Raw genomic sequence first — 22,138 nt, forward strand, 5'->3', positions numbered from 1 at the left:
GCGCGGATCAGCTGAGCGCGATCATCGCGGCCGTCGCCGCGTAGTCCACGCGCTGCGCGCGGTAGGGGTACGTCGGCGGGAAGCGCTCGAGCGCCGCGCGGAGACGCCGGATCGACGCCCTGTCGAGCGGGTCGAAGCGCAGGCCCACGGCGCGCCCCGGGTCGCCCTGGCGCCGGCCGTGGAGGGTGCGCGCGATCGTCGCCGTCGCGTCGATCCAGACGTTCGTCTCCGGGATCCGGAACGAGACGATCACCGGCTCGCCCGTGAGTGGGCGGGCGCTCGTCAGCACGAGCATGCCGTCGATCGACAGGTCGATCGCCCGGGTCCCGAGCAGCCGAAAGCCCCGCTCGCGCACGGCCTGGCACTCCACGATCGCGGCGCGGCGCGTGGCGCGGCGCTCGCTGGCGAGCAGCATCTCCATGGTCGTTCTCCTTGGCGCGGTACGCTACGGAGGACGGCTACAGGTGGACAAGAAACTTACACGATGATGCCGCCCGCTGCGGCGGGTCGAGGAGGAACGCAGGGAGGGGAGCGGGTGGGGGATCTCGGCGCCCCTGAGGGCGCTCGCGGCGAGAGGTGCCCGCGGCCGCTGGGGAGTGTCGCCGCCCCGCCAGGTGGGCGGGGCGGCGCGCGGCCGTGGGCCTCTCTCTATCCGCCGGTCAGCGGCCCGCGCGGCGCCGGCGCAGGGCGAGGCCGGCGAGGGCGGCGAGCATGGGCAGGAGCGCGGCAGCGCCGCGGGTGCTGCCCGCGGGCGTGGGCCGCGCGGCGCAGAAGCCGTTGCCCTCGGCGAAGATGCCGCTCGGGTCGTTCTCGGCGGGCTCGCAGGTGCCCGCCGTGCTGTCGGTCGAGCTGCACACCTCACCGGACGGGCAGCTGTTGCCCTCGGCGCCGCGGCAGCCTTCCACGCAGGTCTCCTGCTCGCAGATCATCCCGCTCGTCGCGCCGCCGCAATCGCTGTCCTGCCGGCACGAGGGAGGCGGCGTCTGATCGTCGTCGCCGTTGTTGGGATCGGTCTCGCCGTCGTCGATGGCGCCGTTGTGGTTCGCGTCCTCCACGCCGTCGGCCACGCCGCCGTCGTCCGTGTCCGGATCGAGCGGGTTCGTCTTCGTCGTGGGATCGGCGTCCGGGATGCAGGTCTTCGCGGCAGCGTCGGTGGCGGCGTTGTCGCAGGGCAGGCCGAGCTCGGTGCCGTCGAACAGCCCGTCGTCGTCGCTGTCGGGGTCGAGCGCGTTGATGAGGCCATCGCCGTCGTGGTCGTCGCTGAAGTTCGGCTCGTTGCCGTCGATCACGCCGTCGTCGTCGCTGTCGGCGTCGTTCGGGTCGGTGCCGATCTCCTCCTCGAGCGAGTCGACCAGCCCGTCGCCGTCGCTGTCCACCGGCGTCCCGTCGTCCTCACCGATGTTGGGATCGGTCTCGCCCGCGTCGACGACGCCGTTCAGGTTGGTGTCCTCCTGGCCGTCGGGCACGCCGCCGTCGTCGGTGTCGGCGTCGAGCGGGTCGGTCTTGGTCGCGCCAGCGTCCCCGTCGGGTCGGCAGTGGCCCGCCGCAGCGTCGGTGCCCTCGTGATCGCAGGGCAGGCCGAGCTCGGTGCCGTCGAAGAGCCCGTCGTTGTCGCTGTCGACGTCGCGCACGTTGATCAGCCCGTCGCCGTCGGTGTCCTCGCCGGGCTTCGGCTCCTGGCCGTCGGGCACGCCGTCGTCGTCGGTGTCGGCGTCGTCCGGATCGCTCCCGATCGCCTCCTCCTCCGCGTCGGGCAGCCCGTCGCCGTCGCGATCCTCGTCCACCGCGTCGTCGTCGCCGTTGTTGGGATCGGTCTCGCCCTCGTCGATGGCGCCGTCGTGATCCGCGTCCTCCGCGCCGTCGGAGATGCCGCCGTCGTCCGTGTCCGAGTCGAGCGGGTGCGTCGTCGTCGTGGGGTCGGCGTCCGCGATGCAGTTGCCCGCGGCAGCGTCGGTGGCGGCGTTGTCGCAGGGCAGGCCGAGCTCGGTGCCGTCGAACAGGCCGTCGCCGTCGCTGTCCGGGTCGAGCGCGTTGATGAGGCCGTCGCCGTCGTGATCGTCGCTGAAGTTCGGCTCATCGCCGTCGATCACGCCGTCGTCGTCGCTGTCGGCGTCGTTCGGGTCGGTGCCGATCTGCTCCTCGACCACGTCGATCAGCCCGTCGCCGTCGGTGTCCTTCGGCGTCCCGTCGTCGGCGCCGTTGTTCGGATCGGTCTCGCCCGCGTCGATCTCGCCGTCGAGGTCGATGTCCTCCTGGCCGTCGGGCACGCCGCCGTCGTCCGTGTCGGGATCGACCGGCGAGGTCTTGGTCGCGCCCTCGTCCGCGTCGGCGCGGCAGTGGCCCGCGGCGGCGTCGGTGTCCTCGTTGTCGCAGGGCAGGCCGAGCTCGGTGCCGTCGAAGAGCCCGTCGTTGTCGCTGTCGACGTCGCGCACGTTGATCAGCCCGTCGCCGTCGGTGTCGTCGGCGGGGTTCGGCTCCTGGCCGTCGAGCGCGCCGTCGTCGTCGGTGTCGGCGTCGTTCGGATCGCTCCCGATCGTCTCCTCGAAATCGTCGCTCAGCCCGTCGCCGTCGGTGTCCTTCGGCGGCACGTCGTCGGCGCGCACGTTCGGATCGGTCTCGCCCGCGTCGACGACGCCGTCGAGATCGAAGTCCTCCTGGCCGTCGGGCACGCCGCCGTCGTCCGTGTCGGCGTCGAGCGGATCGGTCTTGGTCGCGCCCGCGTCCCCGTCGGCGCGGCAATGGCCCGCGGCGGCGCTGGTGGCGGCGTTGTCGCAGGGCAGGCCGAGCTCGGTGCCGTCATAGAGCCCGTCGTTGTCGCTGTCGGGGTCGAGCGCGTTGATGAGGCCGTCCTCGTCGGAGTCCTCATCGAAGTCGGGCTCATCGCCGTCGAGCACGCCGTCGTCGTCGCTGTCCGCGTCGTTCGGGTCGGTGCCGGCCTCGAGCTCGTCGGGATCGTCGATCCCGTCGTTGTCCGAGTCGCAGCCGTTGTTGAACACGCCGTCGCAGTCGTTGTCGATCGAATCGCCGCAGACCTCGGTGCCCGTGGGCACGCACTCGCAGGCGTGCGTGTCGGGGTCGCACGTCGGCGAGAGCGGCCCGCAGTGCGCGTTGGTGAGGCACTCGACGCACTCGTTGGGCTCCGCCGCCGTGTCGCAGTGAGGCGTCGCCCCGGCGCACTGCGCGTCGGTCTCGCACGCATCGATGACGACCTCGGTCGGCGGCACGCCGTCGGTCGGGCCGTTGCCGTCGGTCGGCGTGTCCTCTTCGGGCGCGCCCTGCTGCCCGGCGGCGCGGACGATCGCCTGGTTGGCGATGACCCCCGAGGCGCTGGCGTCGACCGTCACCCGGAAGGTCACCCGCGACGACTGCCCGGCGGGGATCGACCCCCCCGCCGTCCCGTTCGCGCCCGTGCCGAGCCGCACGCGGACCGTGCGCGTCCCGGCGTCGTACTCGCCCTGGTCGTCGCTGGCCGCGTCCGTCTTTGGGCCCATGTTGGCGCCCGCCACGATGGAGAGCGAGCCAGGCACGTAGGTGACGCCCGCGGGCAGCGGATCGGTGAGCACGGTGCCCCTCGACGCGTCGTTGCCGCTGTTGACGACCTCGATCGTGTACTGGAGCTGGTCGCCCGGGAGCAGCAGCCCGCCGTTCACGTCGACGGCCGACTTCGAGGAGGACGTGAAGTCCGGCTTGAAGGTCGAGATCGACGTGATGAACCCGGCGAGGAAGTACAGATCCATGCTGCTCGACGCACGGATGGGCGCCGAGGTCTGCCTCGGGGTCACCAGCGAGGTGATATCGAAGACGTCGATATCCATGCCCGCCATGGTCCCCGCGGTCCCGGCGAGCTGCGGCAGATCTCCGACGTTCGACACCGGCGCGTTGAAGTAGGAGCGCGTGCCGTTGAAGAAGTTGTTGACCGGGTTCAGATCGTTGCCGAGCGCGGTCCCGTTGAAGAGGAACTGGTCCCCCTCGTGGGCCACGTCGCCCTCGAACGCGACCATGCCGATCTTCGCGTCGTAGCCCGCGTTCGGCACCAGGAACCCGTCCAGGGTGGCGTTCTGGGTCGACCCGCTGGCCACCGTGTCGAGGCCGTCGAAGAGCGCGAGGTTGCGCGGCGGCTCGGAGGCGAGCTCGTAGAACACGACCAGCCACCACCCGGCGAAGTGGTTGTCGAAGTTGTTGTTCGTGAAGGTCGCGCTGTTGACGCCGCTCACCCGGTACGCGCCGGACCCGTGGGCCTGCACGAGGTCGGTGATGTTCGCGACCGACTGGTAGTAGACGCGACTCGAGCTGATCGTCTCGACGCTGTCGACGGCGGTCACCTCCTCGGAGAAGCCGCCCGCGCCGGGCCGCTCCAGCGTGACGACCCCGTCCGCGGTCCCGGTGGTCCCGAGGTGCGCGCCCCAGTAGAGGTACGCGTGGGTGACCGTCGCGCCGGCCGGCACCTGGAGCACGGCGGTGGTGCGCGCCTGCGCGGCGGTGATGGTGGTGCTCGCCTCCGCCTGGCCCTCTGCGGGCGAGTCGGCGCGCCAGTACGTGTCGGGCGCGCTGTCGCCGATGTTGCTGCCGCAGGCACCGATGTCGCCCACAATGGGCGAGTCGATGTCGTCCCTGCCGCACTCGTGGCCCAGCGTGTTCCCGATCAGAATGAAGTCGCCCCGCTGGTCGACCTGCTCGCGCAACGCGGGCGCGGCGTGCGCGGCGCCGCCCTGCCCGCCCACGCAGGCGATCCCGACAAGACTACTTATGACCCAACGTCTCTTCACGGCGCCTCCTGCTGCTGCTTCGGCTTCTTCTCGAGGATCTTGAACTGCACGCGGCGGTTCTTCTGCCGTCCCTCGTCGGTGTCGTTGTCCGCGATCGGGACGTCGGGCCCGTAGCCCTTCGACGCCAGCCGCTCGGCCTCGACGCCGCGCTGGACCAGCGCCTTCATGACCGACTCGGCCCTCGCCTGGCTGAGCTTGATATTGTACGCGCGTCCGCCGCGCGGGTCTGTGTGTCCTTGCACCTCGATCTTGGCGATCTCCGGGTGCTCCTTCAGCACACCCGCGACCTCATCGAGGAGCGGATCGCTCACCTTCTTGATGGTCGCCTTGCCGGTGTCGAACTGCACCTGCTGGAGGATGACGATCTCGGTCTCGGTCATGCGCACCGCGACGGGGCAGCCGTTCTTCGAAGGATCCGGATCGGGCTTGCCCTTGATGTCGGGGCAGGCGTCCTGATCGTCGCGCACCGTGTCGCCGTCGCGGTCGCCGGGGCAGCCGTTCGTCGCCGGATCCGAGGTGCGGATACCGGGGATGTCGGGGCAGGCGTCCTCCGCGTCGATCACGCCGTCGCCGTCCCTGTCGGGCGGCGGCGGGCAGCCGTGCTTCTTCGGATCCTCGTTCGCCGGGCCTGCCTCGTCCGGGCACGCGTCGACGTCGTCCGTGATGCCGTCCTTGTCGCGGTCCCCTGGCGGCGGGCAGCCGTGCTTCTTCGGGTCGTCGTTCGCGACGCCGGGCTTGTCCGGGCACGCGTCGACGCGATCGAGGATGCCGTCCTCGTCGCGATCCGAGGGCGGGCAACCGTTCTTCTTCGGATCCGGGTCGCCGACGCCGGGCACGTCCGGGCAGGCGTCCTTCTCGTTGACGATGCCGTCCTTGTCGCGGTCCGGGTCCGCGCGCCGGACCTCGGGCGAGTACGCGAGCATCGCGACGGCGCGGAAATCCGGGGTGCCGATGCCCGAGGTGAAGCCGGGGCCGGCGGCGACGCCGAGCTCGAAATCGCGGAGCGTGGGCGCGAAGCGGTAGCGCAGGCCGAGCAGCGCCTCGACGTTCGTGTTGCGGGCCTCCGGGTCCTCCAGCACCGTCGACACGGTCGCCTCGGGGCCGATCTGGAGCTGCTCTTCCGAGCCCAGCAGCAGGCCGACGCCCGCGCCGCCGTTGAACATCAGGCCTTGCCGCACCTGCGCGAACGTCTGCGCGGGGCGCAGATCGACGCCGGCCGCGGCCGACCAGACGAAGCCCGGGATCCGGCCGCCGGCCAGGATCTGAGGCAGGCCGCGGACCGACTCCTCGCCCACGAACGAGCCGTCGCGGTCGCCGGTCGGCACCCACACGAAGCCGCCGACGGCGAGCTGGAACGGGTCGAAGTAATCGCCGAGGAGGCGCAGGCGCAGCCCGACCCGGAGGTCGCCGAGCTGCACGTCGCTCGGCGACCTGAACGAGAGGCCCTCGGCCGCGGGGCTGTCGCCCTGCTGCAGCACGGCGAGGGGCAGGTCGACGTTGACGTGCAGCCGGTCCCAGAGCGTGAGCGAGGAGTTCAGGTGCAGGAACAGCTGGTGGCCGACGATCGCGCCGAGGTTCTCGTCGCTGCCCTGCCGCGTGAGCACGAGCGGGTTGTGCGCGTAGTCACCGAGCAGCATCACGTGCAGCGTCGCGCTGCCGTCCTGGTTCGGCGAGGCTGCGTACGGCGACGGCACACCGAACATCCGGTCGCCGGCGGGCGCGGGGCTGAAGCGGTTGAGGGCGAGGCCGCGCGCCGGTCCCGCTTCCTGAGCGGACGCTGGCGCGGCCCACGCCGCCGCGGCTAGCGCGGCGGCGCCGCAGATCCATCTGGGGGGCAAGGGGGCTCTCATGCGCAGGATCACCTTGGGTGCTTTGGGCGAGCGGCCGTCGACTGCTCCGGCGCGCAGGCAAGTTGAGGGAAAACGCCGCATGCTCGACGAGGAGGATCGGCGAGCAGCCTCGAAATCCCGGCCGTCTTATATGCTTCGCAGGACGCTACCGGTGGACTTTTCGCTGGGCGGCCGTCCGAATTCGGATCGGCCTCGACAGGGCGGCTCTCCTGCGAGCCGGCCTTCGCAGCGCGGCCTATGCAAGGCGTGTGCGCGCCTCGCCGTCGCGCGGGGCCGGTGGTTTGTCGGGGATCTGGCGCCTCAAGCCGGCTCTGCGGCGGGTCGACTGAGGACTACAGACATCAGCACTGCGGCCCCGGTGCGGCGGTGTCGACCGGGATCGAGCAGGGGACGCCGGCGCGTCCGGCTGGCGGGCTCTGCGTTGCTCGCGGCGCCTGCGCTGCGCCGCCGGAGGCCCGGGTCCACCGCGGGATCAAAAGTTCGTTCGGAGGACGGTGCCGCTGAATTGAAAGATGCCAGGGTTCGAGCCGATCTTGCCAACGGCGGTGAACCTGGAGCCTGGCGTGACGGCCAGCATGGCCGAGCGCAGCGCGTCGGTCGGTGAGGTCGACTCGGCCTGGCTCGTCGCGTAGGGCGAGCTCCTCGTGATCTCTGCCCGGAGATACGAGCTGCCGCTCGTCACGACGGTCCTTGCCCATGCCGCGTTGCAGCTCGGCGAGTACCGGATCACGATCTTGCCGATCGCGGTGGTGCCCGACAGGATGTCGCTCGACGCCCGCGTGACCGCGTCGGCCTCGCACCCGGTCGCGCCAGGGTCCTGCCCCGTGCATGACGCGCCGTAGCAGCTGCCGAGCGCGGCAGCGGCCTCGCCCACGTCCTCCTGCGCGGAGCCCTCTCCGTCGAGCGGCTCGGGATCGGACGTGTCGGCGATGCAGCCGGCGAGGGCAAAGGAAGCTCCGAGGGCGACGACGGCAAACGAGGAGGCGATACGCATGGTCCATGTCCTTTCGAGCCCTGGGAACGCGGGCATTGCGCTACCGAGCGGCGCCGGCGCGTCGAGGTCTCGGCCTGGGTACGGGCGCCGGGCCCCGACCGGTTCCCGCGACCGCGAAAGGACCCGTGTCGGGCGCCTCCCGGGACTCGCTACGTCGGGCGCCGCGGGCTCGTCAGGGGCCGCCGGCGGCGCGAGGCGATCGCGCGGCGCGTCCGTCCGGGTCGTGTCGACTGGGGCATTCCGTTCGGGAGGCGCGTTCCAGCGCTCCATCTGGTGGTTGCATCGATTACCATCGTCTCCCGAAGGGCTGCTGCCACCGGCGACTCCAGACGACGGAGGTTTCGACGATGAACCTTTTTCCGGACGAGATGCGGCGGGATCCTTATCCCCTCTACGATCAGCTGCGGACCGGCTCTCCCGTGTTCCACGTCGCTCCGCTCGATCTCTGGATGATCTTCGATTACGACGGGGTGAAGCGGGCGCTGACCGATCATGACGCGTTCAGCTCCGCGGTGACGCCTCCCACGGGCAAGGCGCCGGACTGGATCGTCTTCTCGGACCCGCCGCGCCACACGAAGCTTCGATCCATCGTCCTGCGGGCGTTCACGCCGCGCTCGATCGCGGGCCTGGAGCCGCGCATCCGGGAGCTGTCGCGCGAGCTCCTGGATCCGTGGATCGAGCGCGGGGAGATGGACCTCGCGGCGGACTACGCGGGGCCGCTGCCCACGATGGTGATCGCGGAGATGATCGGCATTCCCTTCGAGGACCGGGCGCGGCTGCTGCGCTGGAGCGAGGTGATAGCGAACCTCAGCCACGCGATCTCGGGCGGCGAGGAGGCGGCGAGGGCCGTGAGCGAGCACGCCGTGGTGAAGGAGGAGATGAAGGCGTATCTCGCCGACCTGATCGAGGCGCGCCGGAGGGCGCCGGCGGAGGATCTCTTGACCCGGCTCGTCGAGGCCGAGGTGGACGGCGAGCGGCTGACCGAGGGAGACATCCTGAACTTCTTCCAGTTCCTGCTCGCGGCGGGCACCGAGACGACAACGAACCTGATCGACAACGCGATCCTGTGCTTCATCGGGAGCCCGGCGGAGCTCTTCCGCCTCCGGGCGGCGCCCGAGCTCTTGCCCTCGGCGATCGAGGAGGTGCTGCGCCACCGCTCGCCGCTGCAGATGGTGTTCCGCGAGACCAGGCGAGCCGTCGAGGTGCACGGCCAGGTGATCCCGGCCGGGAAGCTGGTGCTGCCCGTGATCGGCTCTGCGAACCGGGATCCGCTACAATTTCACGACCCTGGCCGCTTCGACATCGGGCGCGATCCCAACCCACACGTCGCGTTCGGGCACGGCATCCATTTCTGCATCGGGGCGGCGCTGGCGCGCCTGGAGGCGCGGATCGCGCTGCCGGATCTGCTATGCCGGCTGAAGGGCCTCCGGCTCGCGAGCGACGAGCCGTGGGAGCCGCGCAAGGCGATCATCGTGCACGGTCCGGCGCGCTTGCCCATCCGCTTCGAGCCGGGGAGGCGCGCCGCGGTGCACGCGGCGGGGGCGCAGACGCCGTGTCCAGGGTGAAGGGCGGGAGGACCGGCTCGGGGAGGGGAGGGGGCTCTGGACGGGCGGGGCCGCGGTGGGGGCTGGGCTCGTCGATAGGGCGAGGGGCAGGGGGCTGGGAAGCGCCGGCCCCGTCCTGGCGGCCCCGGCCGGGGCGGACGGAACGCCGTGAGCCCGTCCGGATGACCTGGCTCGTCCACCCGGGAGATGGGTGGCACTCGTCTCCGGGTGGAGGTGCCTCCACAAAAAGATGGGTGGCACTCGTCTCCGCGGTGGAGGTGCCTCCACAAAAAGACGGGTGGCACTCGTCTCCGCGGTGGAGGTGCCTCCACAAAAAGACGGGTGGCACTCGTCTCCGCGGTGGAGGTGCCTCCACAAAAAGACGGGTGGCGCTCGTCTCCGCGGTGGACATGGCTCCAGCGTAAGATGAGCAGCAGGCGGTTCAATCGAGATGGATTCCCATGCCGAAAAGTTTGCCAAGATCGCCGAGCGAATCGAACGCGAGTTGAAGCGTATCGATGAGGCTGCAGTCGCCGATGCCCGGCTCGAACCTGTGCGGGCACGGGAGAGGGGACCTCATTGGCTCGCTCGCGTCCTTTCAAACTTTCGGCATGGTTTGAAGGCTCAGCCGAGCGCCGAGGACGAGGGAGCTCGTCGATTCGAAGCGGCTCAACTCCGTCTGGAATCGCTTGAGAAATACGGGGCGGAGCTGGCACGAGCGGCTGCGCAGCAGGCGGCGAACGCCGATGAATGGGAACGACGCGCGATGCTCGCGGTTCGAGCGGGGGACGATGACCTCGCGCGCAAAGCGCTCTCCTGGCAGCGCGAGGCGCTCGAACGTGCATCGACGCTCGAGCGGCAAGCCGCAACGATCTCGGCGGCGATGGCCGAGTACACGTCTGCGCTCGCCGCCATCAAGGCCTCCTCGCGGTGATGGGGCTGCCCTCCCACGTCGCTGGCGGAGGTGGTTCGCGCCGCTCGGCGGAGCGGCGCGACGCCTCCGACGGGCGTGCAGGGCGGCTGAGCTGAGATCGCCTGCCGGAGCGCTTCGACCTCGACGAACATGGCGAGTCCCGCGCCACGTCGGGCGCAATCCTTACGTAGCGCGCGCATCTCCCGCGCCGCGCAGGTCCTCGGCGGCACGCGCGCCCTCGCAGGGCAGGTCGCGACGCTTGGCGCGCGGCTTGCTATGTTTGCGCGGCGAGCCGATGCGCCGCACCGACGCCACGCCCACCACGCCTCCGAGCTCGCCCGCCCAGGCGGAGCCGGCCCACCGGCGCGACGGCCGGACGGCGAGCACACCGCGCCGCGAGGCTCGCCTCGGCGACGTCCTTGCAGCGACCGATTTCTCGCCGGGTGCTCTCGCGGCGGTCGAGCGCGCCGCGTGTCTCCCCCTCTCCGCGGGCAGCACCTTGCACCTCGTTCACGTGCTGCCAGCGCCCGCCTCGCCCGCGGAGGGCGACAGCGCGGAGCAGGCCGCGCGTCGCTCGCTCGACGAGATCGCGGCCCGCGCTCTCGATGTCGCCCGGGGCGCGGGGAACGCAGGTCTGCAGGTCGTCCCGAGCGTGCTCGTCGGCAGAGGGTTCGTCGAGATCATCCGTCATGCGCGCAGCCACGGCGCGGAGCTGATCGTCCTCGGCAGGCACGGGGAGCGCTCGATCCTCGATCTCCTGCTCGGGTCGACGGCCGAGCTCACGGTCCGTCACGCGGACACTCCCGTGCTCGTCGTGCAGCGAGCCCCCGCCAGCGCCTACAGGCGACCGCTGCTCGCCGTCGAGCTCTCGGACGTCGCGCTTCGGAGCGCCGTGCTCGCGACGAAGGTCATCGACCCCGAGGTGAGCCGCATCCGGGCGATCCACGCCTACCGCGTGCCCTTCGAGGACAGGATGGCGCTCGCCCTCCCCTCGATGGAGTTCGCGGCCTACAAGGCGCGATACCATGACGACGCGCGCGCCGGCCTCGGGCGCCTCCTTGGCTCGTTCGACGGGCTCGGCGTGACGTGGGAGTCATCGGTCCGGCGTGGCGATGCGAGGCGCGCGATCGTCCGCGAAGCCCGGCGGTGGAAGGCCGATCTCATCATCATGGGCACGCACGGGCGCTCGGGGATCTCGCGCGCTCTCCTGGGCAGCGTGGCCGAATCCGTCATGCGCTCGGCGCCGTGCGACGTGCTGGTCGCGCGCCCCTCCACGTTCGTGCTGGAGCTGCCCTGAGCGGCGCGGCAGCGAAGCATGCTCCGGAGGCGCCCGGCTCATCGCGCACTCCAGCGCCGCCGGGAGCATATCGTTTCACTTTTCCTTCCCCCCGTTCCTCGATATCCTCGGCGCGATCGTCCTCTGGACCATCGCCGGCGAGCCATTCATCCATGCCTGAACCCGTCATCCGCAATCCGATCCTGCCGGGCTTCAACCCCGATCCGTCCATCGTCCGCGTCGGCGACGACTACTACGTCGCGACCTCGACCTTCGAGTGGTACCCCGGCGTGCAGATCCACCACTCGCGCGACCTCGTGCACTGGCGTCTGCTCTCGCGTCCGCTCAACCGCGCGAGCCAGTTGAACCTGCTTGGCGACGGCGATTCGTGCGGCGTCTGGGCGCCGTGCCTGACGTATGCGGATGGCCTGTTCTGGTTGATCTACACCGACGTGAAGCGCTACGGCCGGACCAGCGTCGGCGGCGCGTCCGGCGCGTCCATGCGCGACTTCCACAACTACCTGGTGACCAGCCCCACCATCGACGGCGAGTGGTCGGATCCCGTTCATCTCAACTCGAGCGGCTTCGACCCCTCGCTGTTCCACGACGACGACGGCCGCAAGTACCTGAGCAACATGCTGTGGGACCACCGGCCCGGCCGCGATCGCTTTGCCGGCATCGTGCTCCAGGAGTACTCGCACGCCGAGCGCAAGCTCATCGGGCCTGTCACGAACATCTTCAAAGGCACGCCGATCGGCTACACCGAAGGTCCGCACATCTACAAGCGCGGCGGCTACTACTATCTGATCACCGCCGAGGGCGGCACGTACCAGGGCCACGCCGTCACCATGGCGCGCTCCCGTGACCTCACCGGCCCGTACGAGCTGCACCCCGAGACGTACATCCTGACCTCGCGCGCTCGCGCCGACGTCGCGCTGCAGCGCGCGGGCCACGCTGACCTTTGCGATACGCCGTCGGGCGACGTGTACATGGTCCACCTGTGCAGCCGTCCCATCCCGAACCGCGGGCGCTCGACGCTCGGCCGCGAGACGGCGATCCAAAGGATGGTCTGGTCGGACGACGGCTGGCTTCGCACGGCCGATGGTGAAAATATCCCGCGCGTCGAGGTCCCAGCCCCCGGCCTGCCCGCGCATCCCTTCCCCGCCCCGGCCGCGCGCGAGGACTTCGATTCACCGCAGCTGCCGATCGACTTCCAGTGGCTGCGCTCGCCCTACCCCGACGAGCTGTTCAGCCTCACCGCACGTCCCGGTCATCTCCGGCTCTACGGCCGCGAGACGCTCGGCAGCCTGTTCCGCCAGTCGCTCGTCGCACGTCGCCAGCAGGCGCACTGCTACACCGCGGTCACGTCGGTCGACTTCGCGCCCGAGCGTTATCAGCAGATGGCCGGGCTCATCTGCTACTACAACGCGAGCAAGTTCCATTACCTGCACATCTCGCACGATGAGACGGTCGGGCGCTATATCCGGATCATGTCGGCGATTCCGGATGGGGTCATGGCGGACGCCTTCACCGCACCCGTCCCCATCCCGGGCACCGCGCCCGTGCACCTGCGCGCCGAGCTCGACCACGACCGGCTCTACTTCGCCTACAGCCTCGACGGTACGGACTGGAGCTGGTTCCCCGAGCACCTGGACGCCAGCATCCTCTCGGACGAGGCCTCCGCGCCCGGCCTTCCCAACTTCACCGGCGCGTTCGTCGGCATGGCGTGCCAGGACATGTCGGGTGCCGCGCGCCCAGCCGATTTCGACTACTTCGAGTACCGCGAGCGCGAGTACCTGATCGACCCCAGGCGCCCGTAGCGTCACTTTCCCGGGAGGGAGGCGGGTAGGGAACCTCGTTGTTGACCGCGGGTCGCTGAATCTTGGGTCGTGGCGCCCGAGGGGGTCGACGACGAGCGCTTCGCCGAAGCGCGAGGCGCGAGGCGCGAGGCGCGAGGCGCGATCGAGCTCGCGCTCGCTCGGCTGAGCTCTCTGCAGCCCGTCAGGGTCGTGAGCAGGCCGGGGCCTTCAAGGCTCCTTCTTTTTCTTCCACTTCTTCTTCTTGGGTGGCGGGAGCCTCGTCTTGTTCGGGTCCTTGGGCGCCCACGGGACGCGCGTGTCGATCGGCAGGATGTCCTCGTGCGGCAGGGCGCGCTCGCCCTCGCGCTTCACCGCGAACGACGCCGAGACCACGTTGAGCCTGTGCGCGCCGATATCGGACAGATCGCCCTTGGCGCGGAGCCCGACAGGGATGCAGAACCTCCTCTTTCGCTCTTCTTCATCCATGTCGCCCGCCGGCGGCGCCCCGTCGCCCGGGCCGCGCAGCTGGCCGAGCCGACTCGGGTCCTCCATCGCCTGCTGGAGCTGCTCGAGCACCTCCTCGGCGCACACGAGCTCCGGCTTGGGCTTCTTCTTGCTGCCGGACGGATACTGCACCTTGGACTGGACCTTGACCGTCACGGTCACCGGCTGCCGGTCAGGGCCCATCTGCAGCGCGCTCCCCGCGAGCGCGCCCTTGGCCCCGTCCACGATGCGATCCCACGTGGGGCCGTCTCCGGCCGACGCGCTCACCAGCCGGACGCCGAGGACCTGGCCGTCGGCGCCGAGCTTGACCTCGAAGGTCGCCCGCGCGTCGAGGGGCGCGGCCGAGGAGCGCACCATGTCCGCCAGGGTGCTCGCCACCGCGCCCGCGGCGGGGATGCTGATCCCGACGCTCTTGTCCTTGCCGTGCAGCGTCTCGTTCAGCACCGTGCCCGCGATCGCCGGATCCACAGGGCGAGCGCGCGGGGCGGCCGTCGGGGCGGCGCGCGGCGCGTCCGGGCCGGGAAGCACGCCGGGCACGGTCCAGAGGGGCGTCCCGAGCCCTGGCGCGAGCGCGATGCCCCCGCCCGCAGCGGGAGGTGCCCCGCCGTACTCGTCGCCGGGCGGCGCCGTCGCCGGGGCCGCCGGGGCCTGGGCGGCGGGCGCAGGGGCCTCGGCGGTGGGCGCGGGGGCGCCGGGAGCCTCGGCGGCGGGTGGACGGGCTTCGGCCGCAGGCCGGGCGGCGGCTTCGGCTGCGGGCGGTGCGGCCTTCGGCTCTGCGGCCGGAGAGGCCGGCGCAGGCCTCGCGCGATCCACCGAGGCGATCTTGGCCGCTGCGGCGCCCGGCGCGGGCGCCTGCGCCTTCTCGGCCCGAGGGGCCTTGCCGATCTCACCGGCCGCCTCCGGCTCGCTCGCGACCGGCTCGCCCCCGGCCGGCGCCGCGGTTGCGGCCTGGGGAGCCGGTGGTTCCAGCTCGAAATCGATGCCATCCACGAGCGCGGACGGCTCGGCAGGGCCCTCGAGAGGCCGTTCTGGCGTCGGCGCGGCGAGGATCGCGGCGTGCGCCGCGACCGCCATGGCCAGGGCCACGGCATCGCGCCCCCGCAGGGAGATGCTCACCGCCTCCTCGTGCCAAGGCAAGCGCGCATTGACCAGGTCTAGCACGCCCCCCGGCGCGCGGACCGGCATCCCCCTTGGTCCCCCGCCCACCGGCGTGAAAAGCACGATCGCGGCGCAGCGATCGCGGCCATACCGCTCGGCCGCGGAGGCGGGGTGGCGAGGGGATTCCCCCACCTGCCGGAAGGATGGAACCGCCAAGTCGCCAGAAGACGCCAAAAGACGCCAAATTTTTTTGTTTTTCTTGGCGTCTTCTGGCGACTTGGCGGTTCAAAAGACCCCACCTGCGGCCAGAGGTACACAACCGCCAGAGGCCGGTGTTTCGCTCCCGTCGCAGTCGCTGCGCTATGAATCGCGTGCCGACGTGCGGTATCAGAGCACCGGCGTGCCCGGCGCGGCGTCCTCGACCGTGATGGTGCGGACTCGCCCCTCGACATCGGCGGTCAGCAGCATGCCTTCCGACACGAGCCCTTTGCCGAAGTCGCGCGGCGGCAGGTTGCAGATGACGACGACCCGCTTGCCCACCAGCTCTTCCGGGGCGTAGCTCGCCGCGATGCCCGAGATGATGCGCCGCGGAGCGCCGTCGCCGGTGTCGACGCGCAGATCGAGCAGCCGGTCCTTCCTCTTCACGCGCTCGGCGCTCGTGACCACGCCGATCCGGAGGTCCAGCCGGGCGAAATCGTCGAACGCCACGGGGCTCTTGCCCTGGCGCGCCGGCGGGGCAGCCACCTCGGCGCCGCCGCTCGCCGCGGGCGCGGCCTTCGCCTCCTTCGACTCGGCCTTCGCCCCGGCCGTCGCGTCGGCCTTCGCCGGCTCGGCGTCCGGCCGCGGCGGGGCGAACCGGGCGAGCAGCTCGGCCTCTCTCTCCTTCTCGAGGCGCGGGAAGATGGGCGAGCCCCTGCGGAGCTTCTCGCCGGGCGCTCGCGCGGGGAGCGCCATCGGCCAGCGATCGCTGCCCGCCTCGAACGCGATCGGCGGCAGCCCGAGCTGCTCGCGCATCCTGCCCGCCACGACCGGCATCACGGGGGAGATCATCACGCTGATCGCCTCGAGCTGCTCGATCAAGGTCGCGATGATCGTCCCGAGGCGCGCCGGGTCCGTCTTCTTGGCCACCCACGGAGCGGCCTTGTCGATGTAGAGGTTCGCCGCGGCGATCACCGTCCAGATCGCGTCGAGCGCGCGCGTCGGCTGGTTCGCGTCGAACGCGGCCGCCGCGGCCGCCGCGGCCTGCCGCTGCGCCCCGGCGAGCTCCTCCTCGAGCGGGCCCGAGGCCCCCTTCGCGGGGACCTCCTCGGCGAACGGGAGCACGCGATTCAGCAGGTTGCCGAGCGAGTTGCCGAGCTCCGAGCCATACCGCGCCAGCACGTCCTGAAGGCCGAAATCGCCGTCTTGGCCGAACGAGATCGCGCGCATCAGGCAATACCGAACCACGTCCACCCCGACGGGCGGCGCGCTGGCCGCTGCATCCGGGCCGCCGGGCAGGGCCGCCGCGGCCGCCTCGGAGAGGGCGGCAGCCACCTCGACGGGGCTGATGGTGTTGCGGAGCGTCTTCGACATCTTCTGGCCGCTGTACGTGAGGAACCCGTGGGCGAAGACCTGGCGCGGCAGCTCCGCCTCGCCGTAGCCGGCCGAGAGCAGGAACGCAGGCCAGTAGACGGCGTGGAAGCGCAGGATGTCCTTGCCGACGAGGTGCACGTCCGCGGGCCAGAAGCGCGTGTTGTCCTCCGGCTCCCGGAGGGCGGTCATGTAGTTCGCCAGCGCGTCGAACCACACGTACATGACGTGCTTCGGGTCGTCGGGGACCGGGATCCCCCACTGGAACGTGGTGCGGGAGACCGACAGATCCTGGAGCCCCTCGCGCACGAAGCTCACCACCTCGTTCAGGCGGCTCGCCGGCTGCACGAAGGTCGGGTTGCGCTTGTAGTAATCGAGCAGCGCGTCCCCGTACCTGGACAGGCGGAAGAAGTAGCTCTCTTCCTTGACGCTCTCGGCGGCCTTCTTGTGCAGCGGGCAGACGTTCCCGGGCTGCTCCAGATCCTTCTCGGTATAGTAGGCCTCGCACCCGACGCAGTAGAGCCCCTCGTAGTGGCCGAGGTAGATGTCCCCGCGCGCCTTGATCCGGCTCCAGAGCTCCTGCACGGCCTTCTTGTGGCGCGGCTCGCTCGTGCGGATGAAGTCGTCGGGAGCGCAGCCGAGCTTCGGCCACGTGGCGCGGAAGACGGCGGCGATCTCGTCGGCGTGGGCGCCCGGCGCGACGCCGCGCGCCTCGGCGGCGCGCTGGATCTTGAGGCCGTGCTCGTCCGTGCCGGTGAGCATGCGGCTCTCGTGGCCGCGCAGTCGGTGGTAGCGGCACAGCACATCCGCGGCGATCGTCGTGTAGGCGGTACCGAGGTGCGGGACGTCGTTGATGTAATAGATGGGCGTCGTGACGTAGAAGCGGCTCGCCATGGGAACGCCCTCTTAGCATGGGGCGCTCTCCCGCGGCGAGGCGGCGGGGCGCCGATCAGAGCCGCGCGTCCTCGGGGAGCTCGGCCTGGTGCAGGACTCCATCCGTGAACACCTGGCCGTCGATCTCGTAATAGAGCCGGAGCTGCACCTTGCGCGCGTCCGGCCGCGGCGACACCGAGCCCGGCGTCGCGGTGGATCCCTGGAAAATCTTGCCCGCGAAGCTGAACTGCTGGTTCGGGCCCCACCCGGTATACGAAAGCGGGATCGTCTCGGCGTGGACGAGCGCGTCGTGTCCGTCGAACACGTGGACGTCGATCCATGCGCTGGCGCCCCACGCCGAATGGCTGACCCACGCGTCGAGGTCCAGGTGTATCTGGATGTCTGTCCCCGCGATCGGCCCCTGTGCGGGCCTCGGGAACGCGTAGACCTTCGAGACCCGAAAGGCCCGGACGTTCGTGATGTCGGGGCGCCGCTGCGCCCCCGCGCGGTAGACGACCGGCTGCGCCGGGATGCGCGGCGGCGGGCCGCCCACGTCGAACCAGTAGTTGTCGCCGAAGCGCGTGTCCCACGCTTCGCACCGGCGGCTGGTCTGAGAGAAGCCGTGGAACCAGATCTCCGCCTGGGTCGCGTCGTCGGGCACCGAGAGCTCCAGGGCCGCGGGCCTGTGCGCGACGACGTGCCCGGGCGGGTTCCCCGGGGCCCGCACCTCCTCGACGACGCTCCCTTGCACGATCGCGCCCCGCGGGTGGAAGCGGACGTAGGCGGTGATGTCGCCGATCTCGGCGCCGCGCCACGTCGTGAAGCAGCGCGACAGGCGGCTCAGCTCATACTCGATCCTGAGCTTCCCCCCGCGCTCGATCGGACCCTGCTGCGCGTGCTGCCAGTCAGGCAGGAACTGGAGAACAGCGATCGTTGTCATCGGGACCCTCCTTGCATCGACGGGTAGCCAGGAATGGGCAGCCGATGCAAGCGGGGCGACGTTTCGGCCGGCGTGAAGGCCGATCGCGCGTCGGCCGATCGCGCGGGTGCGGTTTCAGGGGGGCGTGACGGCGGATCGCAGCTCCTGGGGCGGCATGGACCCGGACCGGGCCCAGCTGTCAAGCCCCGGGCCTGGGGTGATCGGCGACGGGTCGTCGACGTCGATCATGAGGTTGTCTGGCCGCGTGGGCGCCGCGCCTGCGCGACGGCCTCGCTCCCGCGGGGATGCGCGGGCCTCGCCGGGGTCAGGGCGTGTAGACCTCGGCGCTCGGCAGACTTCCGAAGTATATTCCGCCTGTGACCAGTACCTTGCCGTTCGCGAGCAGGAGCGCTGTATGGCTGTTTCGTGCCTGGTTCATCGCGCCGGTGGGGGCCGAAGTCGTTCCTGTCGAATTCACGAGCCAGGCTGTCGCCAACTGAGACGTCCCCATATAGCCTCCAGCGATCAACACCCTGCCGTCCGTAAGCCGCGTCGCCGTGTGGTAGGCGCGGATACCGATGGCCGGTCCGGGTGACCAGCTGTTCGTCGCCGGATGATACAGCTCGGTGCTCGACAGATAGTTGTTGCCGTTGGCACCTCCGGCGATCAGCACGTCGCCATTGTTCAGCAACGTCGCCGTGTGATACCAGCGCGGGACGCTCATGCTGCTCGCGGGCGACCAGCTGTCGGTCGCCGGATGATAGAGCATGGCCCTGTCCAACAGCGTCCCGTTGCCGTTACCGCCCGTGACCAGCACGTCGCCGCTCGTGAGCCGCGTCGCGGTATGCTTGCCGAGGGTGGCGCCGTCCGGCGCGGCAGGCGACCAGGTGTTGCTCGCCGGATCGTAAAGCGCGACTGGGGCAGTGAGAGCGTCGAGCAGGAACCCACCCACGACCAGCACCTTGCCGTTCAGGAGCAGCGTGGCCGAGTGTCCGACTCGGGCGGCGTGCGGCGATCCCGCGGGCGACCATGTGTTGGTCGTCGGATCGTACACCTCGGCGGCGTTGGACGCGGACGTCCCGTGGCCTCCCACGACCAGCACCTTGCCGTTCGGGAGCAGCGTCATCGTGTGCTCATCTCGCCCAGTTGCCATGGGAGGGGCCGCTGTCCAGGTATTGCTTAACCGACCGTACAGCTCGGCGCGGTTGGCCGCTGGCGCATGGCCACCCCCCGTCACCAGCACCCTGCCGTCGTTGAGCACGATCGCTGCGTGCTCGGCTCGATCGTCATTCATCGGCGTGACCATCGTCCATGCCGTGGCAACCCACGTCGTGGTCGGATCGGCATAGAGCTCTGCGCTGGACAGGTACTCGTTCGTGAAGAATCCATACCTCATGCCGCCCGCGAGGAGCACCTTGCCGTTCGCGAGCAGCGTCGCGGTGTGCCCGCTGCGCTCGTCGCTCATCGCTGGAACCGAGGTCCACGCATCGTCCGCCGGGTTGTAGAGGGCGGCGGTCGCGGTCGATGTGGCGAGGGCGATGGCCCCGCCCGTCACGAGCACGTTGCCATTGCTGAGCAGCGTCGCAGTGTGTCCGGTGCGGGGGACAGCCATCGGAGCGGCCGCCGTCCACGAGGGTGCTGCCGGATCGAAGATATCGGCGCTCGCGAGCTCGTGGGAGGAGGGGTTGTAGCCGCCCGTGACGAGCACCTTGCCGCTCGCGAGCCGCGCCGCGGCGTGTTGATAGCGGGGCGTGCTCATCGATCCAGCCGACGACCACGCGCCGGCGCTCGGATCGTAGAGCTCCGTGCTCGCGAGGTAGGAGCCGTTGCGCCCGCCCGCGACGAGCACCTTGCCGCTCGTGAGCAACGTCGCGGTGTGCCCGCCACGGCCCTGGGTCATCGGTGCGGTCGCCGACCAGGTGCTGGTCGCGGGATTATAAATCTCGGCGCTGGCCACGTAGGTGTTGCCGGCGGTGAGCCCGCCGGTCACCAGCACCGTGCCATCGTCGAGCAGCGTCGCGGTATGCCCCTGGCGCGAAGCGGTCATCGGCGCGGCCGTCGACCAGGTGTTCGTGCTCGGGTCGTAGAGCTCGGCGCTCGCGACTGGCGCGCTCGAGGCCCCGTTTCCGCCCGCGATGAGCACCCTGCCGTCGCTCAGCCGTGTCGCCGTGTGGTAGCGGCGGGCGGGGGTCACCGATCCGGCGGATGACCAGGTGTTCGTGCTCGGCCTGTAGAGCTCGGCGCTCGCCAGGAGAGCGCCGTTGTACCCGCCCACGACGAGCACGTTGCCGTCGTAGAGCAGCGTTGCAGAGTGCCCGTGGCGCGCGGTGCTCATCGCGCCGGCCGGCGCCCACACGGGGTCGATCAGCGCGGGCTCGCCGCCCGCGTCCGCCCAGAGCTCGATGGTCGCCCCGCGCACCGCGAGGCGCGCGGCGATCGGGCGACCGCCGCGCGCGAACGCGGCCGGCGCCGTCACGCGCAGCCGCGGCGCGCCGGACTCGTCGACGACCTCGACGGCGTCGCCCTGCTGCCTCAGGGTCGCGCCCGCGACCTCCCACGCGGCCGCGGGAGCGCCCGCGCGCGCGACGCCCGCGTCGAGCAGCAGCCACTCCTCGTAGCCTTCCTCGATCGCCGACCAGAACGACGTGCCGCCTTCGCGCCGGAACGCCACCGCCTGCTCGGCGATAACGCCCTCGCCCTGGGCGCCGATCTCGCGCACACGCGCCTCGAAGCCGCCGGGCAGATGGAACCGGATCTCCCCCTCGCCGCGCGCCGGCAGCGCGGCGTGCAGCCCGCCGCGTCGCTGGAGCGAGGCCTCGATCTCGCCGTCGCCGGCCAATCCGACGGTCGAGGCGAGCGCGAAGCCGCGGTCGACCGCGACGAATGCCTCGCCGCCCCCGAGGATCTGCAGCGCGTGGTCGGGGAAGCGAAGCTGGAGCTCGTCGCCTGCGGGCGGCTCGGGGCCCAGCGCGCAGCCGGCGCCGCCCGTGGACAGCGCCCCGCAGAAGAGCAAGGTAGACAAGATGAACAGCCAGCGCTGGAACGGGGAATCGAAACGCATCATGACGCTCCTCCTTGAGTCATCGGTTTCCAGAGACCGCGGTCTCGGGGCGGAAAGGGAAAGAGAACCTCGGCGGCGTGTGGGGCTAAGAAAGCCAAACGCGATGCTGCCTGCATGCATGCTGCCACGTCGCAGGGTTATGGGGCCACCCCATCGCAGGATCATGGCGCCAGGGGGAGACGCCGTGATCGGTCGCGACCATGCCCGAGACCGCGAAGCGTGTCGAGGTCGCCGGAGCCGGGCGCGCAGCGGCCGGCGACGTCGCTCGCGGAGAGGGTTTTCCGGCATGACGTGTCACGCTTGCACCGTGACATCTCACGATCGGTCCCGTGTTTCTCTGGTCGCCCTGCGCGCCGAGCGTCGGCGGGGAGCGCCCCCACGGCCCAGAGCTCCGATCTGCGCAGCCGTCGCCGGGCTGCCATCCAGGTTCGAAGACCCCGCCGGGCTCGGCGAGCGTCGCGTTGCTGGCCCTCCTCCCTGCCCGACGCGAGCGCGCCGGGCAGGATGTGGTCGATGAGACGCGTGTTACCGAGCAGGCTGCTTGATGGCCGGAAGATCCGGCCCTGCGTCAGCGCGGTTGGCGCGCGCCAAAGGCACCAGGTATTTCATGGCCGCGTGCGCGCCGATCGAGCCCGGGCGCACGTGCGCGTGTACCGACTCCGGCAGCTCCGCGACCAGCGCTAGCCGCCGGCTCACCCTGCTCGGCGTCCGGCCGAATCGCTTGCTCAGCTCCTCGCCGCTGAGGCCGAATCGCTCCCGCAGCTCGCGCAGAAACCAGCCCTGCTCCAGCGCGTTGTCCGCGTCGCCCGCGCGCATCATCCGCTCGAGCAACAGCGCCTCCGCCTCGCCCAGATCCCACGCCGTCGCCCGCACCGTGTCCTGCCCGAGGCGACGAAGCAGGCGCACCCGCTTGTCCACCGTCAGCCGGGGGGTGGACCACTTTTCGCGAGCAGAGCTGGGTCAATTCTCGAC

General features: G+C 70.9%; 13 protein-coding genes. 4 read left to right on the top strand and 9 right to left on the bottom strand.

Going from position 1 to position 22,138, the window contains the following annotated elements; genetic code table 11:
- Positions 1-7 precede the first annotated feature (7 nt).
- The 4 genes from WMF14_RS00650 to WMF14_RS00665 all read right to left on the bottom strand — a co-directional run bounded on the left by WMF14_RS00650 (position 8) and on the right by WMF14_RS00665 (position 7,610).
- Positions 8-421, bottom strand: coding sequence for a PilZ domain-containing protein (locus tag WMF14_RS00650; protein WP_437798272.1), 414 nt, complete (start codon positions 419-421; stop codon positions 8-10).
- A gap of 238 nt (positions 422-659) precedes the next feature.
- Positions 660-4,721 (bottom strand): DUF3344 domain-containing protein, encoded by a 4,062-nt coding sequence (locus WMF14_RS00655; RefSeq protein ID WP_437798274.1) that lies wholly within the window; start codon positions 4,719-4,721, stop codon positions 660-662.
- Positions 4,722-4,762: 41 nt separating this feature from the next.
- A complete protein-coding gene (locus tag WMF14_RS00660; RefSeq protein WP_437798276.1) occupies positions 4,763-6,604 on the bottom strand; it encodes an OmpA family protein in 1,842 nt (613 codons plus the stop codon).
- 484 nt (positions 6,605-7,088) lie between these two features.
- Complete coding sequence (locus WMF14_RS00665; protein ID WP_437798278.1) at positions 7,089-7,610, bottom strand: DUF2690 domain-containing protein; 522 nt, start codon at positions 7,608-7,610, stop codon at positions 7,089-7,091.
- Between the two features lie 347 nt (positions 7,611-7,957).
- Here WMF14_RS00665 and WMF14_RS00670 point away from each other — a divergent pair, with 347 nt between their 5' ends.
- From WMF14_RS00670 to WMF14_RS00685, 4 genes are all read left to right on the top strand, one after another.
- The gene (locus WMF14_RS00670; RefSeq protein WP_272097181.1) at positions 7,958-9,175 is read left to right on the top strand and encodes a cytochrome P450; all 1,218 of its coding nucleotides are present in this window, start codon (positions 7,958-7,960) and stop codon (positions 9,173-9,175) included.
- Positions 9,176-9,605: 430 nt separating this feature from the next.
- Positions 9,606-10,088 carry a PspA/IM30 family protein gene (locus WMF14_RS00675; protein WP_437798280.1) on the top strand — a complete coding sequence of 161 codons (483 nt, stop codon included), beginning with the start codon at positions 9,606-9,608 and terminating at the stop codon, positions 10,086-10,088.
- A 274-nt stretch (positions 10,089-10,362) separates the two neighbouring features.
- Positions 10,363-11,364: a universal stress protein gene (locus tag WMF14_RS00680; RefSeq protein ID WP_437798282.1), complete on the top strand. Its 1,002-nt coding sequence runs from the start codon at positions 10,363-10,365 to the stop codon at positions 11,362-11,364.
- A gap of 152 nt (positions 11,365-11,516) precedes the next feature.
- The gene (locus tag WMF14_RS00685; RefSeq protein WP_437798284.1) at positions 11,517-13,163 is read left to right on the top strand and encodes a glycoside hydrolase family 43 protein; all 1,647 of its coding nucleotides are present in this window, start codon (positions 11,517-11,519) and stop codon (positions 13,161-13,163) included.
- Positions 13,164-13,370: 207 nt separating this feature from the next.
- On the opposite strand, the gene WMF14_RS00690 is transcribed toward WMF14_RS00685, so the two are convergent.
- The 5 genes from WMF14_RS00690 to WMF14_RS00710 all read right to left on the bottom strand — a co-directional run bounded on the left by WMF14_RS00690 (position 13,371) and on the right by WMF14_RS00710 (position 22,072).
- Positions 13,371-14,762: a hypothetical protein gene (locus tag WMF14_RS00690; RefSeq protein ID WP_437798286.1), complete on the bottom strand. Its 1,392-nt coding sequence runs from the start codon at positions 14,760-14,762 to the stop codon at positions 13,371-13,373.
- Positions 14,763-15,131: 369 nt separating this feature from the next.
- The gene (gene metG, locus WMF14_RS00695; protein WP_437798288.1) at positions 15,132-17,207 is read right to left on the bottom strand and encodes a methionine--tRNA ligase; all 2,076 of its coding nucleotides are present in this window, start codon (positions 17,205-17,207) and stop codon (positions 15,132-15,134) included.
- Positions 17,208-17,262: 55 nt separating this feature from the next.
- Positions 17,263-18,126: a DUF6209 family protein gene (locus WMF14_RS00700; RefSeq protein WP_437798290.1), complete on the bottom strand. Its 864-nt coding sequence runs from the start codon at positions 18,124-18,126 to the stop codon at positions 17,263-17,265.
- A 304-nt stretch (positions 18,127-18,430) separates the two neighbouring features.
- Positions 18,431-21,169 (bottom strand): Kelch repeat-containing protein, encoded by a 2,739-nt coding sequence (locus WMF14_RS00705; protein ID WP_437798292.1) that lies wholly within the window; start codon positions 21,167-21,169, stop codon positions 18,431-18,433.
- Positions 21,170-21,691: 522 nt separating this feature from the next.
- Positions 21,692-22,072 (bottom strand): ParB/RepB/Spo0J family partition protein, encoded by a 381-nt coding sequence (locus WMF14_RS00710; protein ID WP_437798293.1) that lies wholly within the window; start codon positions 22,070-22,072, stop codon positions 21,692-21,694.
- Between the last annotated feature and the right edge of the window lie 66 nt (positions 22,073-22,138).

This window comes from Sorangium sp. So ce693 (assembly GCF_051521375.1).
Lineage (GTDB): Bacteria > Myxococcota_A > Polyangia > Polyangiales > Polyangiaceae > Sorangium > Sorangium atrum.